The following is a 21,416-nucleotide window of genomic DNA, read 5'->3' as shown; positions in this document are numbered from 1 at the left end:
ATACTCAGCGATTAAAATCGCTGCTTGTGATGCAAAGTCCGCCTACGCGGACTGATTAACTAGTCCGCGTAGGCGGACTTTATAATGTTAGCCCCGATTTCAATCGGTGGCGGGACTAGAACGAAGCGAATATCCTTAACCCGAACTGACGTTAGCTAGTTTTTCAGCTCATGAGATCGACCACATTATTGCTGAAAAACACGATGGACGGACTGAATCCGAAAATTTAGCTCTATCCTGTAATCTGTGCAACAAATATAAAGGTAGCGATCTTGCTTCTGTAGATCCAGAGACAGAAAAAATTGTACCCTTATATCATCCTCGCCAAAATCTCTGGCGCGAACATTTTTGACTGAGCGGGGGCGAATTTATGCCTTTAAGCCCCGTCGGTCGGGTTACAATTCGACTATTGCAATTAAACCGTCGCGATTCTCTTTCAGAGAGGCTCTGCCAACGAGTTGAAGAACGTCAGCTTTTAATCCAAGCTGGAATACTTGAGCCATAAACTCGTCCCTTTCAATTTATTTACTCATGCTTCCTCAACACCGCTGGCAAATAGCACCGAGCAATCCATCCCAAGCGGCGACACTAGCGGCAGGAATCGTGCTGGCACCTGATGAGGCGACATCGCCATTACTCGCCCAGGTGCTGATAAATCGCGGCATCGAGACGCTCGAACAGGCGGAGTTATTCATTCACCCAGAGACAGCAGAATTGCCCTCGCCGTTGACCGAATTTCCCGATTTAGAGCTTAGTCTAGATATCCTGGTAAAAGCGATCGAGCATCAATCCAAAATCGCGATTTGTGGTGACTACGATGCCGATGGGATGACTAGTACTGCATTACTGCTGCGCGCTCTCTCGGCGTTGGGTGCAGATGTGGATTATGCGATTCCCAGTCGGATGTCGGATGGCTATGGGATTAATAAGCGGATTGTGGAGGAGTTTCACGCTGAGGGTGTGAAGCTGATTATCACTGTAGATAATGGCATTTCGGCAGTAGCCGCGATCTCCAGAGCTGTAGAATTAGGCTTACAGGTAATCATTACCGATCACCATGACTTACCGCAGGTATTACCGCCAGCGCAGGCGATTCTCAATCCGAAACTAATTGCCGAATCTTCGGTGTATCGGGCGATCGCGGGTGTGGGTGTCGCTTATCTGTTAGCTTTAGAATTAGCCAATCGACTCAATAAGCCATCTTTGAGCGATGAGTTATTAGAATTATTTACATTGGGGACGATCGCGGATTTAGCACCATTAACTGGCATCAATCGTCGGTTAGTCAAGCAGGGTTTACAACTATTACCCAATTCGCAAGTTACGGGTATCCAAGCCTTAATTGAAATGTCGGGTACCCAAGGTGGCACGGTTGCTAAAAATACCGCCATGAAGCCCGAAGATATCGGGTTTAGATTAGGCCCGAGAATTAATGCGATTGGTAGAATCGACGACCCCCAGATTATTATTAATTTGCTGACAACTAACGATATGGGCGTGGCTTTAGCCAGAGCGATTCAATGCGAACAGGTAAATAAACAACGTCAAGATATGTGTGCCCGAATCGAACAAGAAGCGATCGATCTTATCGAGCATGGTACTTATCATATTAAACAAAATCGCGTTTTAGTTATTGTCCATCCTGGTTGGCATCATGGTGTCATTGGCATCGTTGCTTCGCGCTTAGTCGAACGTTATGGCGTTCCGGTATTTATCGGTACCAATGAAGACGAACATCACATCCGAGGTTCGGCGCGGAGCATTCCAGAGTTTAATGTCTTTAATGCCCTCGAATACTGTCACAATCTGCTCGGAAAATACGGCGGACATCGTGCGGCAGGTGGTTTCTCGATGCCAACAGAAAACCTAGATAAATTTCAACAGCAGCTCAGTGAATTTGCCCACAAGTGTCTCGAAATCGAACATCTCAAACATTTAGTCAAAATCGATGCTGAAGCGTGTTTAGAGGCAATTAACATGTCACTATACGCACAAATTGACGCGATTCATCCCTGTGGGATGGAGAATCCCGATCCGGTATTTTGGACGGCAAATGTACGGGTAATCGAACAAAAAATTGTCGGTAAAGGACACCTCAAATTTACTGTCGATACGCCAGAGTTTTCCAAAGGAATTAAAGCGATCGCGTGGCGATTTGGTGACTACTTCCCACTACCAAAATATCTAGATATCGCCTACAAGCTCAAAGAAAATAACTGGAAAGATTCAAGCTCGATCGAGCTTGAAGTAGTTAGCGTCCGGTTGCCAGTATCCACCCCAAATTATCAATTTAATTACGAACAGCGAGACTATCATTGCAGTATATCTGACGATCGACAGCAACTAAAAATCGTCAATAGTCAAGGTCAAACTCTAGTAGTTAATAAGGGTCAAAAAGTGGGAGAGCTAATGAGAGTGAAAGACTCAGTTGAATCGATCGATATTACTAAGCCATATTATTTTAAGCTGATCGAAACGGCGATCGCAGTATTGCAGATCGATTGAAGTCAACTCTTTTCAGAGTATCACAATAAATAGATATAGTCATTCCAAGTAAGTTCGAGACAAACTAAGATAAGTAAAGCCGCCTATTACATTGGTTCTAGCCGAGCTAACTATCTCACTTTTAGCTGGAATGACTATAAGTATGTAGGTGCAATTATTTATAAAATAGACCGTGCCTAAAACCTAGCTGGTGGGCAGTGCCCACCCTACGCGATATCTGACGTTAATTAACAAAAACCAGGGGTATAAATCCCCCTCATGAGAGAGGATTGTGCTTGGTGTATTCAACTGTCAACTGTCAACTGTCAACTTTTTAATCGATCGGCACAAAGTCATATCCCGTACTAGAAGAGTATTTATAATTACGCGGAGTTTTAGCAACTTTGACTAAAATATATCGCTCAGTCGGCTCACCGTTGGTAAACTGAAATCTACCCGATGCACCCATAAATTCATCCTTAGATAAACTCTTCATCACACTTTCTCGGGAGGGTGAGGCTTGAGCCTCGATCGCCGTACCGACAGCTTTAACCGCATTATAAGAGGTAGCAGTCGCCCAGTTTACTTGCGTATTCCAGAGTTGTTTGGCACCTGTCGAAAATTGCGGTGTACTTTCTGATTCTTGCCAAGATACTCCCATAATCAAACCCTCAGCTTTGCTACCAGCTTTGAGTGTATTGAGATTGTATAAAGCAGTATCGCTCACAACACTGAGTTCGGGATATCTACTCGCTCTGAGTCTCAAAATTTTCAGAGCTTCGCGGCTGGAGCGTCCGACTGGCAATAATAAAATTGCTTCTGCACCTAGTGCCTTGGCTTGCGTGATATAAGCATCCGCATCAAAAGGCGGTGGTGGAGTTGCGGTAGCTGGTGCATAACTAGCTACCGTCGAAAACTTAAACGTCCCGACGACTTCACCACCTTTGGCGGTTAATTTAGTAGCAAATTGATTTTTGAACTCATCATTATATGAGATACTGGGAACATAAAAGATCGCTACTTTGCGTTTGCGATCGACATCAATTAATCGATCGACTAACTTACTGGCGATCGCATCTCCCTTGAGATTGGTTCTAAATATATAAGGTTTATCAACACTAGTGAGTTCGTTAGCCGTACTCATCGGCGCGATAAAAGGTAATTTGTTGCGATCGTAAATACTCGCAGCTTTCATCGTTACATCATTGCGATTGTGACCGACGATGCCCAATATTTCAGGTCGAGCGACTACACTTGCGGCAATACTCTCAATTGTTTTGGGATCGTCGCTATCATCGACGACGCGGAGTTTGATTTTAGGTTCATTTACTGTCCCGAGTTGATTCATCTCCGCTTGAGCCTGAGCAAATCCGCGCAACATTTCGGAAGCGCGATCGAGCGATCGGGCGATCGGTGCAGCGACAGCAATAGTATAACTTGGTCGATCGCCAATTAAGGCATTATTGAGATAAATCCGAGTTTCAGGGGAGTTGGGATTATCAGCCAGAGCAGCTCGGAATTTAGTTACAGCTTCTGGATAATTTTTAGTGGCGATCGCCAAAACCCCCGCTTTTTTTAACTCTTTAAATTTATCACTATCTCTAGTTCCTTCATTGCTCACCAAGATTCTCTCGCCGACACTACTATGACGACTAGACAGATCGTTAGTTGTCGCGACGGGAGTAGCAGCAGGCGGCGATGACCATAATTTGGGAATGCTTAACGCCAGCACAGCCACAATACCAGTCGCTAAGATCCCCAGCGGCAGCCAAGGTTTGCGATCTATTTGGATGTAAGTATCTGCCGCTACCGGAGCCTGATAAATCTGGATCGGCGCACTAGCGATCGGCACAAAAGAGTTGTCGAACTGTAGCGGCGCATCAAGTTCTAGTAATAAGTTGTCGAGATCGAGATCGGCACGATCGAACTCAACCAGATCGCGATCGGGGAGTAGCTCTGTGCGCGGTGGTGTCAGCCTGCCGCTAGGCGCATCCGCAAGAGCAGCTGGAGTTGCCGACAACATCGTCGTCGTACCAGCAGCCGTATTTCCCGATGGGATACTCGCAGTGGTAATACTTAAAGCGGGAACACTCCACGTATCATCCAAGATATCCAAGACATCTCTAGCCGACTCGCAGCGATCTGTCGGCACCTGCTGCAACATCCGAGCGAGGATTGCCGCCAAAGCATCACTCACCTGGAGATCTGGTGTCCGCCATTGCCAATTGCGAGTCTTGCTGACTACATCTTGGGCTTCTTTGCCTGTGAGCAAATTCACACAAGTTACTGCCAAAGTAGCCAAGTCTGATGCGGGATCGATCGACTGTTCTCGCTTCGCCAACAACTGATTTGGCGAAGTGGAGATTGAGTTTGAGTCTACTTGTCCAGCCGTAGCGCGCACAGCCTCAGCTCCAATCTGCTTCACAGCACCAAAATTGGTAAGATAAATTTTGCCTTCTAAATCGCGGATGATATTTGCTGGGGTAAGATCGCGGTGAATCACCTCTTGAAAGTGAACGAATTCCAACGTTCTCAATACTTCCCGTAAGATCAAAACAACTTCTGACTCAGTAAATTTGCCTTTGGCGAGGAGTTCTTGCTCTAAATTTTGACCCGCGATATATTCATGAACCAAATAAAAAAACTGGCGATCGGGAGCGGTAGCTGCGGCGGAGCGATCGAGTTCTACGGCGGCAAACAGGCGCGGAATTTTCGGATGTTTGCCCAATTTTGCCAAGACGCCAGCCTCATGGTGAAATAAGGCGATCGCCACTTCTAACTGGGCAGTAGTCAAACTAGGATCGATCGCTATTTGCGCGATCGTACACCAATTGAGTGCGGGTGTCTGGAGGTCGCAGCCGAGAAAGATCGCCCCGTCTCGGCTCTGTTGCAGTAACTTTTGGGGCGCATACCGTTCGTCTAAAATTAATGGCATCTCGCAGTTAGCGCAATGCATTTGCGGCACAGTTTTCCAAAGTGTCCGATCGTCCAAATCGGCGAAGGAGTTGAGCGGGTGTTCGCAATGAGGACGAGTGCAGTAGATGTCCATAAGATCGATGAGGAGGATTAATCGAAACTGGAAACTAACCGTCAGGAGTAAGCTGCTGGCTGCTTGCAGGTCTATTGGCGCGATCGCGGATTACGATAGTGCGGCTCACTTCGGGGTTACGTACTTTTTTTGACGACAGCTAAATGTTGGATTCGATGTATTTTGGCAAATACATCGTTATCTCTAACTAGACAACACCTTTGCATAATTACATTCTTTAATCTAGACCAAATTGATACTAACTTGTTTCACGATCTTCAGAAATATAGCATTCGCCACGGCAGTTAAGACATTTCGACCATTACGCACAGATCCCCGACTTCTCCAAGAAGTCGGGGATCGATCCTCACCAGCTTGGCTGTTGATAATGTAATTGCGACTCCCTCAGCTCTAGATTTGAGACATGACGATGCGTGCAGCAGCTAGAGTCCGATCGATATCTGCCTCCGTATGTGCCAGCGAAGTGAACCCCGCCTCAAACTGTGATGGTGCCAGATAAATCCCTTGCTCCAACATCCCCCGATGGAACCGACCAAATTTGGTCACATCAGACTTTTTGGCATCTTCAAAGTTATAAACTGGCCCTGCACAGAAGAACAACCCAAACATCCCACTGACACTACCACCACAAGCAGCATGTCCGCTGTCTCTAGCAATTTGTAGCAACCCCTCACTCAACCGCTTGGTGATCTTGTCCAAGTACTCATACGTCCCGGGTTTTTGGAGCAGTTCCAATGTTTTGATCCCCGCTGTCATTGCCAAGGGATTGCCCGATAGTGTACCTGCTTGATACATCGGCCCCGCAGGTGCGACCATTGACATGATCTCCTTGCGTCCGCCATAGGCTCCCACAGGCAATCCGCCCCCGATGACTTTGCCCATCGTCGTCAGATCGGGAGTGACGCCAAACCGCTGCTGTACGCCACCGTAGGAGATGCGGAAGCCAGTCATCACTTCATCGAATACCAACAACGCACCATATTCTTGAGTAAGCGATCGCAATCCTTCCAGAAACCCAGCATCAGGGACGATGAAACCAGCATTCCCGACAATCGGCTCCAAAATCACCCCCGCAATGCTGTCAGGATGGGCAGCAAACAACGCTTTGACTGCTTCGAGATCGTTGTAAGGTGCCGTCAGCGTATCGGCTGTTGTCGATTTGGGGACACCTGGGGAGTCGGGTAAACCTAGAGTAGCCACGCCCGAACCAGCTTTGACCAAGAACATATCCGCATGTCCGTGATAACACCCCTCAAATTTGATAATCTTGTCACGTCCGGTAAAGGCGCGCATCAGCCGCAGGACAGCCATACAAGCTTCAGTGCCGGAATTGACAAATCTCACCATTTCCACGCTCGGAACGGCATCGATCACCATCTCCGCGAGAACGTTTTCCAGGTAGCAGGGCGCACCAAAACTCGTCCCTTTTTCGAGGACGGCATGTAAGGCGGCGATCACTTCGGGGTGAGCGTGTCCGCAGATCGCTGGCCCCCAACTGCCCACATAATCAATATACTGATTGCCATCTACGTCCCAGATGTAAGCATCTTTGACGCGATCGAATACAATCGGTTGACCCCCAACAGATTTAAATGCCCGCACTGGGGAGTTGACGCCTCCTGGCATCAGCTTCTGGGCGGCTGCAAATATCTCTGCGGATTTTGTAGTTTTCAAATTAGATGTAGAAACCAATTTTTTCTCCCAACGGTGATAAAGCTAAATTTTAAGTATTCTCGTACTTATAGATTCGCGACTATTAGTAATTTTAGTAGAGTTGACCCGAATACCCAAGACTAGCTTGACCATAATGTCGATCGATCGTGAACCCATCACCGCCAAAGTCGAGACAACGCGCTCGATTGTCCTGAATTTGCGCTCGTCAGCGGTGCCAGATCGGGAGCGACAACCCGCGATCGTGCCTACAGCAAATCTGATTGGAGATCGACAAGATCCAGTCATCCGATCGCTACTTCGCCACCGCTGGCGGTGTCGCAGGCTTTACTGGTACGGGCTTTGGTGCCGCAGGTGCGGGAGTGCTGAGATTTGGTGCTGTTGTAACCTGGGGTGGTTGGGTAGAGCTAGCCAATTGCTGAATTTGGTCTTTATACTCTGCTGGAGCTAAAGCTACAGCAGCAGTCATCAGGGACTGGGCTTCAGTGAGATTGCCCATTTGTTTAAATACTAAAGCTTTTGCCAAGACCGGACGAAAATCGGCTTTATTGGTCTCGATCGCCGCATCATAGATCCCCAAGGCATCAGCATTCCGCTGTTGGGTGAGATAAATTTGGGCTAGCAATAGCTTGAGTGGGGTGACATCGGTAGTGGCGGTAGCGGTCTTGAGAGCTGACTGCACCGCACCCATTGCCGCTTCAGGACGTTTGGCATCGAGCAACAGACTGACAAGTCCTTGCAGCGCATTGATGTTTTGGGGATCAGTGGCGAGGACGATCCGGTAACTAGCAGTTGCGCCCTCGATATCGCCCAAATATTGCTGGGTTTGACCGAGCAGTACTGTATAGTCTGAAATCTGCGGGTTGAGGGCGGCAATTTTTGCTAATGGTAAGAGGCTACCTTTGATATCACTTAGTTGCAGCCGCGCATCGAGCAAGCCTTTGAGCGCGACTTGGTTGTCTGGCTCTTTTTGCAAGACTTGAGTATAACCTTGTGCTTGCGCCTGAAGTTGACTGGTTTGCGCGGCGGAGAGGCTATTTGGTGCGGTGGCTACTGCGGCACCACCATCGAAGACGATCCCGAAAATTGGAAACAATGAAAATCCAGTCAGAGCCAGCAGCGATACAGCTACAACTAGATTGATGACCCAGCGATGACGATTTAACACAAACTGCTCTCAATTATGGACGATTGGTCTTGTCGATCTTAGTACAAAACTGACTAGTTATTGAAACATCAGCGATCGATTAGAGGGTAGAGGGTAGAGGGAGGGAGGCGAACTTAGGAAGCAAATCGCCAACTCTATGTGACCTACCCTCTACCCTCTCCCCTCTAATTTTAAGGTTCGGTAAACGTATCGACGTTGCCATCAGGCTGAAGCAATACCCGAATCCTTTGGTCGCTGGTACCTGCTGCGGCTGGAGAAACCAGCTTTTGCCCAGGCTTGATGAATTTAGTCTGTTGGAGGTAAGTGGTTGCGGCTTCTCCTTGTGGCGATATCGTCCGCACGATGCCGCTCTTGCCACTGACTTGAAGGACGTATTGCAGCGAATTAGTTTGGGCGGCATTGGCTTTCCACTTGCCTTGGAAGTAGCGTTTGGTCTCCTGGAGCGCGGCATCGGCTCCATCGGTGTTAGCACTGGACTGCAAGGGTCGATCTGGCACGATGGGCGGAGTTTGGGACTCTATTTGCTCGGGATTACTGGGGCTGGGGGTGATGAGATTGGGGTTTTGGGATACTGGCACGATCGGCTCACTTGGCGATGGGTTCGCGTCTGTTTCTGCCGCTTTGACTGGCTTGGTGGTGGCAGCAACTGGAGTTGGTTTGACTTTTGGTTGGGCGGCATTTTTTGGGGTGCTGGGTAGCTCCATCGCTGGGGGATTGAAAGGGATGGGCGCACTGATGGACGGATTGACGATCGGGGATAGATTTGGTGCAGGGATGAGCATCGGTCGTTTGGATACTGAGAGTTTCCCAGGCGCGATCGGTTTGGTGCTAGCGGTACTGGCGGTGACATCGCCAGGGAGGATGAGAGCCTTATTCGGAGCGCGTGATGATGTTAGAGCACCGATCCCAGTGGTGCCTGGCTTAGCGGCGGCAGTAGTTGGGGTTGTGCGGGAGATCGTGTTATCGATCTTGGTAGGGAGTGATGATGGCTGGGTAGAGTTGAGTGGATTGGGGGCGATTGCTGTCCCGCCAGTACTGGCGATAGTCGGGGGTACTACCCCTGGCGCAGTGGCGATCGCCTCAGGTAGTGGAGCGGTTCCCAGTTGGGTGGAGCTAGACGGTGTTGTGAGGCTAGGTGGTACTGGTTGGGGTACTTGAGGTGGTGGCACTGGTTGTGCTTGCCAGGGTGCTGGGGTACCGACAGTAGGCGCAGTGGCGATGGTGCTGGGGTCAGTGGTGGTTGCCGTACCTGGTAAGGTGGCTGGATTGGATTTGGTGGTTGTGACTACAGTGGATTTCTTGATTTTGGTAGGCGGCTCGAACAGATTGAGCTTGCTCACTGCATCTTTGAGTGGGTTGGGATTGGGGTCGAGGATTAGTAACGGCACCCCAACCGCTAGCGTGGCTGCTACCGCCCAAGGTAGAGCCGACAGCCAGGATGACTGCGACCGCCGCTGCCGATAATAAATTTGACTGGGATCTGCTTCGGCTGTGAAGTTTGGTAAGTTTGGCAATGGCGATCGGGCGGTGGCGGTCGCACCAGGCGCGGCGGCGCGATTGCCATTGGCGGGAATATTGGCGCGACTAGGGGTAGCGACAACCCGATCGCTACTGGTGGTGGTGATGTGCTCGGCGACGTATTCATCGAGTACGGTAGCCAAATCGAAGAGTTGGATCGCAGATAGGGTGACTACTTCACCTGCTGTGTGATTGGTTAAAGTGCCCAAATGGAGCTGGTGATCGAGAGAGCGGTTGCCTGTGCCTGTGAGATACGGTGCGGTGGGAGCGGCGGTCGCTGGTGATGTCGGCTCGATCGCGTCTGGATCTAGTTGGTGACGATTTTCCGGCTGGCGATCGCCGAGTAGTCTGGAGATGCTCGGTTTGGCTGCAAAATTCTCTCTGGCACCTTCGCTACTTTTTGTCAAGCTATTTCGCAATCCTGGCAAATTTTTGAGGATGCCCAATCTGGCAGCGAGATTGTCGTCGGGTTGGGGATCGTCGGTTTGACTATTTAAGCCAGTTTGGGCATCCGCGATCGGTGCTGGAGCGGCTGCGGGCTGCTGGCGATCCGTGGTGTTGGGGAGCGGAAATTTGGCGACGAGTTCTGTGATGTATTGGCTGACAATCTGGTGCAGATAGTTTAATTGGTCGGGCTGTCCTGACAAAGTAATGCGGTCTAGTTCGGCTCCATCCAGCGGTTCTAAATGCAGGATAAAGTCGATCGGTGTTCGATCGACCGCTCGGTGCTGTTCTTTGCTAGAAACCATCAGCGTGCAGGTCGGGGCAGCATAAGTGCGTGTTGTCAAGTTATTATCCATAGTTTTTGTCTAAAAATAATTGAGTTCAAATTGAATTGTCAGCACACCGCTAGTCGATCGACTGGACACGTTGCAATAATGCCGCCCAGAGCCGCAGATGTCCGGTAGCTCCGCCGTAAAATAAGAGTTCGACGAGTATTGTCAGAGCTGCTGCTGAAAGTGCATCGTTCGCGAAATGTGGGCTGTTGTGCCCGATCTGACTAGCCTCACGACTCCCGATCTGTGCTTGGTAGATGGTCAGAAAATTGTTGAGATAGTCTGCCAATGCGGGAACTTGAATTGGTAGCTGTGCGGACTGAACTGTCTGGTGCCAATAATCGATATTTTGCCGGATGACAGCTTGATGCGTTTGGGCGAGGCGATTGACAATTAATACTAACGCTTTGAGCCGATCGAGATCGAGCTGTGTGGATGCAGCAAATCGAGCTGATGACCATCGATCGAGCCAATCCGAGAGCAGTGATGCCACCTGTAAATCTGCGGCGACTTGCCTCATTTCCACCCGCTCGATCCGAGTGAGTGCGGCGATCGCGATCGTGACCAAATCTAGCTCTGTAGCGATCCGCTGTAACTGGGATGAGTCGAGCGGTGATGGCAGTGATAGATCGTCTAACTTGGGGGGTGATGCAGGCATCATGTGGAAAGACAACATAGGACAGAGTGTGCGAGTCGCCACAGCCACAACTTCTTTGCAGCTAGATGAGCACAGATAGTGGGCGATCGAAGTGCCAAGTACCAATCCGCTAGTAGTCGAGACAGTGAATATGGGGAAATTGTTGCGCTCGACAACCTGGTGGCAAGTTCGAGTAATGCTGGAGCCAAGATTGACAGTATTAAGCTTCGTTAAACTTCGTCTGTGATATCGGCAATTGTATCACACCGTCTTCCCGATCGATAATCGACATCGATCCTCGGATCTCACGCCCTAAACCTGCCGTGGAGAGGCTAGCTTTTGGTAGAATATAGGAATAAAATGTCCACCACTAACTAAATTCCGATAGCAATCTAGCAAAAACCTGTGTTTGCCAACGACCAATGGAGATCGAGTTGAGTTTTTCTAAATTAGAGTAAATTAACATGCGGGATAGTTGTGAGTGTTTTCAGCACGATCGTCGGGTAGATCTGGCTACGCTCGATCGCCGTCAATTTCTGCGCCATCTCGTGGGTGCGGGAATGCTGACTACAGCCTTGACGATCGCTCCGGCTAGTGCCAGAGCCGAAAAAAAACTCCCCAAGGCTCTAGTCCTCAGTTGCATCGATTATCGCATTTTAGAAGCAGAGCGGTATTTTTTATCACTTCAAAACTTGGGCGGGCAGTACGACTTTACCGCTTTGGCGGGAGCATCGCTAGCTCTGAGTGGGATGCCTCACCAGTACGACGCCGAAGCCTTCTGGGATCAGTTGGATATCTCCTATCGACTCCACCAGATCAAAAAGGTGCTAATCCTCGATCATCAAGACTGTGCTGTCTATCAATACAAGATCGATCCCAATCTGGCTGGCAATCCCGAGCTGGAACTCTCAACCCATACTGAATACCTCAGCAGAGCGTACTGGGCAATCCGCGATCGCTACCCCGATCTCAATATCGAACTCTACTTTGTCAGCCTCAATACTGATGTCAAGCAAATTTCGCCATTGGCCAAAGTCATCACCTAGTCCAGACTACTTCATCACTATTCACCCACATCCAACTCGATAGTTAAGTATATCCACCGACCAGCAATGTTAATTCCCCGCGCAAATATGGCAATAATAAAACTGAAGCTACACTAGAAGATATAAGCCTTGGTTGCAAGCTTATCAACTAACTACTAAGTACAGACACTCAGCATCAGGTGCAGGTATAAGGACAAACATAAATATATGGATAACAGTTCCCAACTTAAATCAAAGCGATTTTCCAAGTCATTCTGGCGATTAGCGGCTGGCTTGCCGATCGTTTTGGGAGTTGTCTGGGGTAGCCCAGTTTTTGCCAAGAGCGATCCCAACACACTGACCTATGGAGAACTTTTCAAGGAAGTCGATCGAGGGGTAGTATCCAAGGTAGAACTCGATCCCGTCACTAAGATCGCCAAAGTCACGGTTGAAGATCCCACCGCCGCCAACAAGCAGCGGATCAAAGAAGTCGTCCTCCTCGATGACAATGCTGAGTTGTATAACAAGCTCAATAGTAAAGGTGTCGAATTTGGCGTCCAGAAGTCGGCCGATCGCAATGCAATTTTTGGACTGCTCGGCAACGTGCTGCTGTTAGTGTTTGTCATCACCGTGCTATCGGCAATCATTCGCCGCTCTGGAAATCCTGGCGGACAAGCGATGAGCTTTGGGAAATCCCGCGCGCGGTTTCAGATGCAGGCAAAAACAGGCGTGATGTTTGAAGATGTCGCCGGAATTGAAGAAGCCAAAGAAGAACTCCAAGAGATCGTGACGTTCTTGCAAGAACCAGAGCGGTTTACCTCCGTTGGTGCCAAAATCCCCAAAGGAGTCCTGTTGGTCGGATCGCCAGGAACGGGCAAAACCCTGATGGCTAAAGCGATCGCTGGTGAAGCAGGCGTCCCGTTTTTTAGTATTTCTGGTTCGGAATTTGTCGAAATGTTTGTCGGTGTCGGTGCCTCTCGCGTCCGCGATGTGTTCAAAAAAGCCAAAGAGAATGCACCCTGCTTGGTATTCATCGATGAAATCGACGCAGTGGGTCGTCAGCGCGGCGTGGGCATCGGTGGCGGTAACGACGAGCGCGAACAGACCCTCAACCAACTGTTGACTGAGATGGACGGATTTGAGGGCAATAACGGCGTGATCATCATCGCGGCTACCAACCGCCCCGATGTGCTCGATACCGCCCTGCTGCGTCCTGGTCGCTTCGATCGCCAGGTGCAAGTCGATCCACCTGACTATAAAGGTCGGTTGGCGATTTTGAAGGTGCATTCTCGCGATAAAAAAATCGCTCCAGAAGTCGCCCTCGAAGCGATCGCGCGGCGGACACCTGGATTTACAGGCGCAGATCTCGCCAATTTGATGAACGAAGCGGCAATTTTTACCGCCCGACGGCACAAAGATGCCATCACCATGTCCGAAATCAATGATGCAATCGATCGGATCGTGATGGGCATGGAAGGTCGTTCGCTGGCTGATGGCAAAAAGCGACGACTCGTTGCTTATCATGAAATCGGTCACGCGCTAGTCGGGGCGATTGTCGGCTACAAGCCACTCCAAAAAGTCACGATCCTCCCACGCGGACGGTCGGCGGGTGCAGCATGGTATCTGCCCGATGAAGAGCAGGGTCTGACTTCTCGCGCCGAATTTTTAGCCGATATCGCGACGACGATGGGCGGTCGCGCGGCCGAAGAAGTCATCTTTGGATCGTCGGAAGTCACCGCTGGTGCTAGTGGCGATATCGAAATGGTGACTCAGACCGCCCGTAACATGATCGTGCGCTATGGGATGTCGAGCCTCGGTCAATTTGCCCTCCAGTCCGATGGTGATTATTCAGAGGAGATTGCTGCGAAAATCGATATCGAAATTCGCAAACTAGTTGAGGCTGGACTAGCCAAAGCGATCGAAATCATCAGTAAAAATCGGCAGTTGGTCGATCTCCTCACAGACTTGTTACTTGACAAAGAAACAATTGAGGGCGAGGAGTTCCGCAAAATTGTCGATCGCGAAACTGGTCGCAATGAGACACTCCAAGCCAAGCCAGTGCTAGCTAGCTCTTAGATTCACGCCCCCCGATGATGCGAACCGCCTTACTGTCATATGTAAGGCGGTTTTTCTATAGCAGTGTCCTCGCACCAGCCAAAGAACCGTCATTACCATGAGCCAATCTCCGACTTTTGTCGGATATCAATCGATTGCTCCTGCCAGTACGATTGATTCAAATGATCGCAGTTGCCACAGCACATCGTCAAACTGTTGCGGCGATGCTCGATCGCCACTTGTAAGACTAACTAACTAATATAATTATCTGACCAGTTACTAACTTATTTATTTTTTAAACTCTACCCTAATTTCCAGATTTTATGTTGAATGAGAGTGCGATTATGTCCAGTGTGTTTGAACTAGATGACGAAAAACTGATCGAACAATTTACCCAAGGTAACGATCGGTTATTGGTTAGTGCCAACCTCAGAATCGAACTAAATGGTGGAGTCACTCAACTATTTACTCGCAGTGGTGAAGCGATCGCAATTATGTATTTACAGAACAAGCCCCGTAGCGTCATCGTCAAACATAGTTCACCCTTCGTAAAATCGCTCGATCGACTGCTGATCGATCGAGATTTTGTGAAATTTGGCAATGCTAATCGTCCAGGCTTTACTGAATACAAACATTTTGTAACTCCAGCGGGATATCGGATCTGGCATACCGAACCAGCAGTATTATGGAAAAAATGGTGGCCGACTGAAAGATTTCAAGATAAACAGCGGTTCAATATGGATATCTTGGTCAACTTTAAACACAACTGGTATCCAGTCCAAAATATCATTGTCAATGCGGGTATGTTTACCATCAAAACGATCGCTGGTCAACTCGAACTCAAGCGAGAAGATCGGGTACTCTGGCTAGCTCAGATCGTGCCCGACAGCACTAATACTACTGGTAATATTTCCCAATCGATCGCCACCACCCCGATCGAGCAACCACATCCTCCCAGCGGACTTAATGTACGATCGCCCGAAGATTTAGCTAAAAAAATTCACCAAAAACAGTTAGAAATCAATCCAGATCGGGCATGGTCGATTATCAAAAAATTGGAACAGCAACTGCAAGCGCAAGTTCAATTAACTACCGCTGCCGAAGATAAAGCCAGTCAACTAGAAAACAGAGCAGTAATTGCTGAACAACGGCTGCAAATCCTCTACAAACATCTCCAAGAAATCGGCGTCAATCCGCGCGACATCTATAGCCGTAACAAAAATACTGCTAATTAAATTAACGTCACTCCACCCGAAATAGGTACTTGAGAGTCAGTCTCATCGCTCTAATTAAGTAATGGCAGTAACGATCGAAATGTCCGATCGGATTAAGCCACAGGAGGTAAAACCGATCGACCCGCATCAGACATTAGCACAGAAATTAAGAGATTTGGCTTAGTGCTACAAAGTTACTATTAGTTACTAACGTAACACCACTTTGTAAATCGACAAGATAGCAATTAGCCAATCAACCTAATTATATTCAAATACAAAAGCCCGTATTCCTCACTGGTAGGGGAATACGGGCTTTTACGATGTGATAATGATAAGACGATTTTAAATTATAGCAGTCGCCAAGTTCATTAGGACGTTTTTTAGATTAGTCCGCGTAGGCGGACTTTGCATTCCGAGCGGCGATTTCAATCGCTGTGTCCTAACAGCCTTGGCGGTTGCCATAAGTGATAATTGGGTTGTTAGGGTGGAGATTAAGACCCTGTTCTTTGTTAATAAATGTAAAGTCAGCCAAATGGCTGGCTTTATACTCGTTTTAGGGCTAAAATGATACAAACTTTTGGTGCATCAGATGAAATCAGAAATATCAGTTGCATTGTGTGCAGACAAAAATGTTGAGGTAAGTTTGCACGTAACTTTGTACTCACTACTGAAGAGTTCTCAACATCCGATTCAAATAAATTTAGTTCAGAAAGGTTATAAGTCTAAAGAGATCGACAATATTCATCGAACGCTACAGCAATTTGCTGGCAAATATCGACTGAATGTCATCGAATTTGATGAAAATGCTTTGTTTGGAAAGTTTAAAGGTCTACACGGAAATCAGTTTAACTTTACCAAACTTATTCTCGCCAATGTTTTACCTAACGATCGGATTATTTATCTCGATAGCGATTTAGTAGTCGGCAAGGATCTGAGTGGACTATTTTCCACCAATCTCAATGAGTTTATCATCGGAGCTTCGTCGATTGAAACGATCGCTGATTCGCTCAGGAGTACTTTCTACCAATCTATTGGCATGAAAAAAGAAGCTAATTACTTCAACAGTGGTGTCATGCTAATGGATTTGAAAAAATGGCGAGAGCTAGATATTACCAGCCAGTGCTTATCATTTGCCAATAAGTATGTCAATCGATTGTCATTTGGTGACGAAGCTGTTTTAAATTGTATTTTCTATGAAAACTTTCAAGCGATCGATGCCTCTTACAATCACCCGTTATACCCAGATTCTGCGCGTCACGGGTCACTCGCAACGCCTTTAGTTCGACAGAATGACCAGAATGAGATCTTTCATTTTGTTGGTTCTCCCAAGCCTTTTGACTTTTTGGGAGAATTCATTCATCCTAACTATGCGATGTTTTCTGATAGTCTCGCACACACTACTTTTAGAAATTACAAAAGTTATCTGGACTTCTCTTTTGCCAAATTAAAACGCACGGTTAATTTATCGCGCTCTTACTATAAGCGTGTAGAAAAAATGGTCGAGTGTCAATTAACTAGCTGGAGAGCACAGATACCCGACTTCTCGAACAAATCGGGTATCTAGCAGTAACGGTCGAAATGTCTTAACTATACATTATCGAACCGAAATAAATATTTTAAACTCAGTCTCATCGCTCTAATTAAGTAATAGAGCGGAAAAAGCGATCGCGGCAACGTCACCAGTTCCCACTCCAACGGCGTTGGCGTCAAAATGGTGTCTACCCAATACCACACTCGATCGCGCAGTGATGGGATCGTGCCACGATAGATCGCATAGTCTCGCCACGTCCAATTGGCATCTGGATCGATCTCCGGCTCATCCCCCTCTGGACTTTGAAATAGCCGCTCTTGAATTTGCGTGGCTAAAATTGGGATGGTTGCGTCGGCGGCGATGGCGGTACAGATCGATGTCGGTAATACCGTACCGAGCAATTGCTGGGCGAGATAAAGTCCCAACAGCAGCATTCTCGTAGTGCCAAATCGTCCTGACAAACGGTGAATATTGTCCCAATCTAGATCTGGATGAGTTCGCAACAATTCAGCCAGATCGCAGATCCAGTAAAGTCGCCACCAGTTATGTTTGGCACCATGAGCGCACAAAAATAATAGCAAATGTGCGGGCGTCAAAGTCGCGATCGACTGAGCACCAAACTCAACTCGCTCGCTCTTCTGCCACAGCAGTTGAGGGTCTGGCGTAAACGAAAAATGGCTTGGTAAAATCGACCAGTGCAGATCGACACATACTTGTTTTTCCTCATGCCAAAAACAATGTTCGTTCCGCAACCCAGCATAGACAACTTGTTGGCTGGCGGTAAGGTCAAATTGAGGCTGATAGCCTAGACTCACTAGCAACTCACTAGCACGGACGACATCAGCTTCCGGGACTAAAATATCTAGATCCAGGAATTGTCTCAGTCCCAAGTTCCCATAAGCAATCTGGGCGAGGATCGGCCCTTTGAATGACAGCAGCGGGATCTGGTGCGTCGCAAATAAGCGACCAAGTTTTACTAACTCTGCTGTCAGGTAGAGATTGCGCTGAAAGTTCTCCTGAAAATTGGTATGAATTTGGGTGGTAACCGCTGACGGGATCTGGTGAGCATCGAGCAGCTCTAACTGGCGATCGATTAGTGGCAGGATATTATGATGGGTTGCTCTCTCTAGAATGTAAGCCCAATCCAACTGCTGAGTGACTAGCTCTGAAATGCGGCTGAGTTGGTGCGGATCTGGATGCGTGTGGCTACAACAGAGTAACAGCTCGATCTCGGATTGGCGATCGGACGATCGCGCGATTCGATCGGGAATTGTCAGAGATGTTAGTGTCATATTGTTGAAGCAAAAAAGATTGGTAATCTAGATCTGGTAGTGCTGTGCTTGGGTGGTAAATAGGCGCGCATACAAGCCTTCTAACTGCATCAACTCAGCGTGAGAGCCACACTCTGCCACCGCTCCATCTGCCAAGACAAAAATCCGATCGACCATTTTGATGGTCGAGAGTCGATGACCGATGACGATCGCCGTCCGACCCTCAACGAGTTGCCGAAACCTGTCAAATACTTCGGCTTCAGCCTGGGGATCGAGCGCACTAGTGGGTTCGTCCAAAATAATCAGTCGAGCATCGCGCAAAAATGTCCGTGCGAGGGCGATTTTTTGCCACTGTCCGATGCTCAACTCTTCGCCATGCTCGAACCAGTTACCCAGCCGCGTATCGAGTCCGTGCGTGAGTCGATCGATCGTCGCAGTGGCTCCAGCCGCCTGTGCTGCTGCCCAAATCCGATCGTCAGTCGGCTCTACTTGGATATCTCCCAACCAGATATTTTCTTTGACGGTGAGTTGGTAGTGGATATAATCTTGAAATAATACACTAATTTGTCGCTGGATGTCGGTTGGTGAATATGTCGCCAAGTCTACCCCATCTAAAGTAATAGTACCCGTCGTCGGCAGATAAAGACGACATAGTAGTTTAATCAGGGTAGTCTTGCCAGCACCATTGGCTCCGACGATCGCGACCACTTCCCCGGGGGCGATGCTCAGGTTCAGATTTTTGAGCACTGGATTTGGACTATTGGTATAACTAAAGCTGACATTTTCCAGATGCAGACCAGTTTGCCACTGCGTGGGTACGGGTTTGGGATCTAGCGGTGCGACGATACTAGGTTGGAGGTCGAGAAAGTGGTAAAAATCTTGGAGAAACAGGCTATTTTCATACAAGCCAATCAGATTGCTCAGCAATTCCCGCAAGAAACCTTGACCGCGCTGGAAAGCTTGATAATACATCACAAAACCCCCTAAAGTAATCGCTCCTTGGATCGTTTGCTGGGCGATCATCCCACCAGCGATACAGATCGTCACCGTCGCACTCCCCTGGGTAATCAGATCGAGCCGCGATTGCTGGGTGGCTAGCTGGACTTTTTCGCGACGGATCGTGGTTCTGAGCGTCTGAAACCACTGCGTAAATAGCTGTCCCAGATCGAATAAGCGAATTTCTTTGGCGTGTAGCTCGGTCGTGAGCAAGGTATGCAAATATTCCGATTGACGTTCGCTCTCCGTCCAAGCCAACAGCCGTCCGTAGGCTTTGCCCGTATACCGGAACCGAACCAAGATCCCTGGAATCGTCGCCAGCAGTAGCAAGGGTGGCACCAGCCAATTGAGAGCCGCTAGCAGGGCAAGGATGCCCAAGAGCGAGAGTCCACTCTGTCCGACTTGGAGGAGACTGGTCAGGACTAGTTGCGGGCGGTAGGTGGCTTGCGCCTGGGCGCGGTGCAAGGTGTTGTAATATTCGGTATTCTCATAATATTCCAAGTCCACCTGGACTGATTTGGTGTGGAGCAAGGTATGCACTCGATCGCTAACAGCTTCGGTTTGGATCGTCTGAGTAAGCTTGCTGAGGGCACTACAGCCATCTCCAAGCAGCGAAACAACCCCGATCGCCCCAATCCAGATCCACGCGGTTTGGAGGGTACCTGTAGCGGCTCTAGCACTCACGCCGATCGTCAATGTGTCGATCAGTTGTTTCATCAGATAGAGCTGTGCTAGTGGCAATACTCCCTGGAGCAGCAATAGCCCCAACCCGACCGCAGTCCAACGGGGGGAACTCTGCCAGACTAGATGTATGGCCCGCTGAAGATTGGCGATCGAAAATTTCAATTTCAACTATATTTCTGAGCTAGCTTGGCTGTATAACTCAAAGCTTTGGCGATCGTCGCAAAGCGATCGGGAAATTGGTGAGTTAACTGGTGGGCGATATCACCCAATGACTTACCTGCTGTCATCGAGTTGAGGATATTTAGGTCGATCTTACCAGCTTCATTCATCGTGGGAATGTAGCGATCGGATTGCTTCTGTAAAGTTTGGGGCGATCGCGGTTCGCCAAAGAAAGTAGACTGTTTAAAATCGGCTTTGAGCTGCTCAGGATCGGCTCCAGTAGTGACTTGAGTCTGCCAAGTCCAAATATAGTCATCACCCACTAAATTGGCTTGGAGAGTCACACAGACGCGATCTCCAACTTCCAACTCTACAGGCTCAGACAACGGCATCCAGGCATTCCCATAAATACAGTTCGGTCGATCTGGGGCATTGGAAAAGCCAATCCCTGCTGCTAAGATGGCATCAAACCAGACACCGATGCCATGAATGGTACCAGATCGCTCGATCGTCCAAGTCATCGTCCCCTTGGCATTGGGTGCGAGGTCGGTAGTATAGTCGAGGGTCGCCCATACTTGCGGCTCGACCAACAATCGATCTGGCTGGATATAATGCCTGTGCCAAGTATTGATCGCAAACTGGCGATTGGCAGTCAAAATACAGCCGTGCGGCGCATCTGCCCAGGGTGACAGATATTTTTGGTGGTAGTAGTCGCGATCGGATACCAGACTTACCCAGATCGTATCTTGAAGCGGGATCTGAATCCCCCCCGGCTTGAGAAATCGCTTGCGGGCATCGGCTATCGCCGCCAGATGATACTGGTGGAGCGGGATCACGCCACGTAGATCGGAAATAAGTACATCTACCTGCTCTGGCAAATCGATCTGAGTAGAGAGAGCTTGGATAAATTCGATTTTGTCAGCACAGTGATTGTCGATCGCGACTTGTCTGGCGACACCAATGGCATCATCAGGTTCGATCGCATAGACTTTCCTGGCTCCAAATTGACATGCCAGCACTGCAAAAAAGCCAGTTCCAGTTCCAATCTCCAAAACGATATCACCAGGCTTCACAGCGGCTGTGAGAGCTGCTACATAAGGCTCGATCCGGGAACTGTCGCTAATCATCTCACCATAGCCAAAAATGCTATAGCCTTGGATCGAATTACTCATCGCAAT

The 21,416-nt window shown here is 48.6% G+C and carries 15 protein-coding genes and 1 pseudogene; 6 read left to right on the top strand and 10 right to left on the bottom strand.

From position 1 onward, the window contains the following. Nucleotides 1–145 precede the first annotated feature (145 nt). Together ACEW9I_RS12955 and recJ are read left to right on the top strand one after the other, a co-directional pair. Nucleotides 146–352 (top strand): HNH endonuclease, encoded by a 207-nt coding sequence (locus tag ACEW9I_RS12955; RefSeq protein WP_373540756.1) that lies wholly within the window; start codon nt 146–148, stop codon nt 350–352. Nucleotides 353–531: 179 nt separating this feature from the next. Next, the gene (recJ, locus tag ACEW9I_RS12950; RefSeq protein ID WP_373540742.1) at nt 532–2,505 is read left to right on the top strand and encodes a single-stranded-DNA-specific exonuclease RecJ; all 1,974 of its coding nucleotides are present in this window, start codon (nt 532–534) and stop codon (nt 2,503–2,505) included. 313 nt (nt 2,506–2,818) lie between these two features. Here the strand turns inward: recJ and ACEW9I_RS12945 are convergent, their stop codons facing one another. The 7 genes and pseudogenes from ACEW9I_RS12945 to ACEW9I_RS12915 all read right to left on the bottom strand — a co-directional run bounded on the left by ACEW9I_RS12945 (nt 2,819) and on the right by ACEW9I_RS12915 (nt 11,342). Beyond that, complete coding sequence (locus ACEW9I_RS12945; RefSeq protein ID WP_373540755.1) at nt 2,819–5,419, bottom strand: ABC transporter substrate-binding protein; 2,601 nt, start codon at nt 5,417–5,419, stop codon at nt 2,819–2,821. Between the two features lie 3 nt (nt 5,420–5,422). Further along, nucleotides 5,423–5,533: pseudogene (locus ACEW9I_RS12940) on the bottom strand (4-Cys prefix domain-containing protein); the annotation flags it as partial. 390 nt (nt 5,534–5,923) lie between these two features. After that, nucleotides 5,924–7,225: a glutamate-1-semialdehyde 2,1-aminomutase gene (hemL, locus tag ACEW9I_RS12935; RefSeq protein ID WP_373540741.1), complete on the bottom strand. Its 1,302-nt coding sequence runs from the start codon at nt 7,223–7,225 to the stop codon at nt 5,924–5,926. 24 nt (nt 7,226–7,249) lie between these two features. Next, nucleotides 7,250–7,492 carry a hypothetical protein gene (locus tag ACEW9I_RS12930; RefSeq protein WP_373540740.1) on the bottom strand — a complete coding sequence of 81 codons (243 nt, stop codon included), beginning with the start codon at nt 7,490–7,492 and terminating at the stop codon, nt 7,250–7,252. Between the two features lie 7 nt (nt 7,493–7,499). Then, the gene (locus tag ACEW9I_RS12925) at nt 7,500–8,372 is read right to left on the bottom strand and encodes a tetratricopeptide repeat protein (RefSeq protein WP_373540739.1); all 873 of its coding nucleotides are present in this window, start codon (nt 8,370–8,372) and stop codon (nt 7,500–7,502) included. A gap of 170 nt (nt 8,373–8,542) precedes the next feature. Further along, entirely contained in the window at nt 8,543–10,690 is a 2,148-nt protein-coding gene (locus ACEW9I_RS12920; RefSeq protein ID WP_373540738.1) for a DUF4335 domain-containing protein, read from the bottom strand. Nucleotides 10,691–10,739: 49 nt separating this feature from the next. Then, the gene (locus ACEW9I_RS12915) at nt 10,740–11,342 is read right to left on the bottom strand and encodes a DUF3038 domain-containing protein (RefSeq protein ID WP_373540737.1); all 603 of its coding nucleotides are present in this window, start codon (nt 11,340–11,342) and stop codon (nt 10,740–10,742) included. Between the two features lie 425 nt (nt 11,343–11,767). Between ACEW9I_RS12915 and ACEW9I_RS12910 the strand changes: the two genes are divergently transcribed. The 4 genes from ACEW9I_RS12910 (at nt 11,768) to ACEW9I_RS12895 (ending at nt 17,161) form a co-directional block, all read left to right on the top strand. Beyond that, nucleotides 11,768–12,349: a carbonic anhydrase gene (locus ACEW9I_RS12910; RefSeq protein ID WP_373540736.1), complete on the top strand. Its 582-nt coding sequence runs from the start codon at nt 11,768–11,770 to the stop codon at nt 12,347–12,349. Nucleotides 12,350–12,556: 207 nt separating this feature from the next. Beyond that, the gene (ftsH, locus tag ACEW9I_RS12905; RefSeq protein ID WP_373540735.1) at nt 12,557–14,404 is read left to right on the top strand and encodes an ATP-dependent zinc metalloprotease FtsH; all 1,848 of its coding nucleotides are present in this window, start codon (nt 12,557–12,559) and stop codon (nt 14,402–14,404) included. A 323-nt stretch (nt 14,405–14,727) separates the two neighbouring features. Next, on the top strand, nt 14,728–15,618 hold the full coding sequence (locus ACEW9I_RS12900) for a hypothetical protein (protein WP_373540734.1): 891 nt from the start codon (nt 14,728–14,730) through the stop codon (nt 15,616–15,618). 568 nt (nt 15,619–16,186) lie between these two features. Then, nucleotides 16,187–17,161 (top strand): glycosyltransferase family 8 protein, encoded by a 975-nt coding sequence (locus ACEW9I_RS12895; protein WP_373540733.1) that lies wholly within the window; start codon nt 16,187–16,189, stop codon nt 17,159–17,161. A 23-nt stretch (nt 17,162–17,184) separates the two neighbouring features. Here the strand turns inward: ACEW9I_RS12895 and ACEW9I_RS12890 are convergent, their stop codons facing one another. The 3 genes from ACEW9I_RS12890 to ACEW9I_RS12880 are packed head-to-tail and all read right to left on the bottom strand — an operon-like array spanning nt 17,185 to nt 21,410. After that, on the bottom strand, nt 17,185–18,420 hold the full coding sequence (locus ACEW9I_RS12890) for a nucleotidyltransferase family protein (protein WP_373540732.1): 1,236 nt from the start codon (nt 18,418–18,420) through the stop codon (nt 17,185–17,187). Between the two features lie 27 nt (nt 18,421–18,447). Beyond that, nucleotides 18,448–20,247: an ABC transporter ATP-binding protein gene (locus tag ACEW9I_RS12885; RefSeq protein WP_373540731.1), complete on the bottom strand. Its 1,800-nt coding sequence runs from the start codon at nt 20,245–20,247 to the stop codon at nt 18,448–18,450. Next, the gene (locus ACEW9I_RS12880; protein WP_373540730.1) at nt 20,244–21,410 is read right to left on the bottom strand and encodes a 50S ribosomal protein L11 methyltransferase; all 1,167 of its coding nucleotides are present in this window, start codon (nt 21,408–21,410) and stop codon (nt 20,244–20,246) included. The genes ACEW9I_RS12885 and ACEW9I_RS12880 overlap by 4 nt, the downstream gene beginning before the upstream one ends. Nucleotides 21,411–21,416: the final 6 nt, after the last annotated feature.

This window comes from Chamaesiphon sp. (assembly GCF_041738855.1).
In the GTDB taxonomy this organism is placed as follows: Bacteria; Cyanobacteriota; Cyanobacteriia; order Cyanobacteriales; family Chamaesiphonaceae; genus Chamaesiphon.
This window is presented reverse-complemented; position numbering and strand designations above follow the sequence as displayed.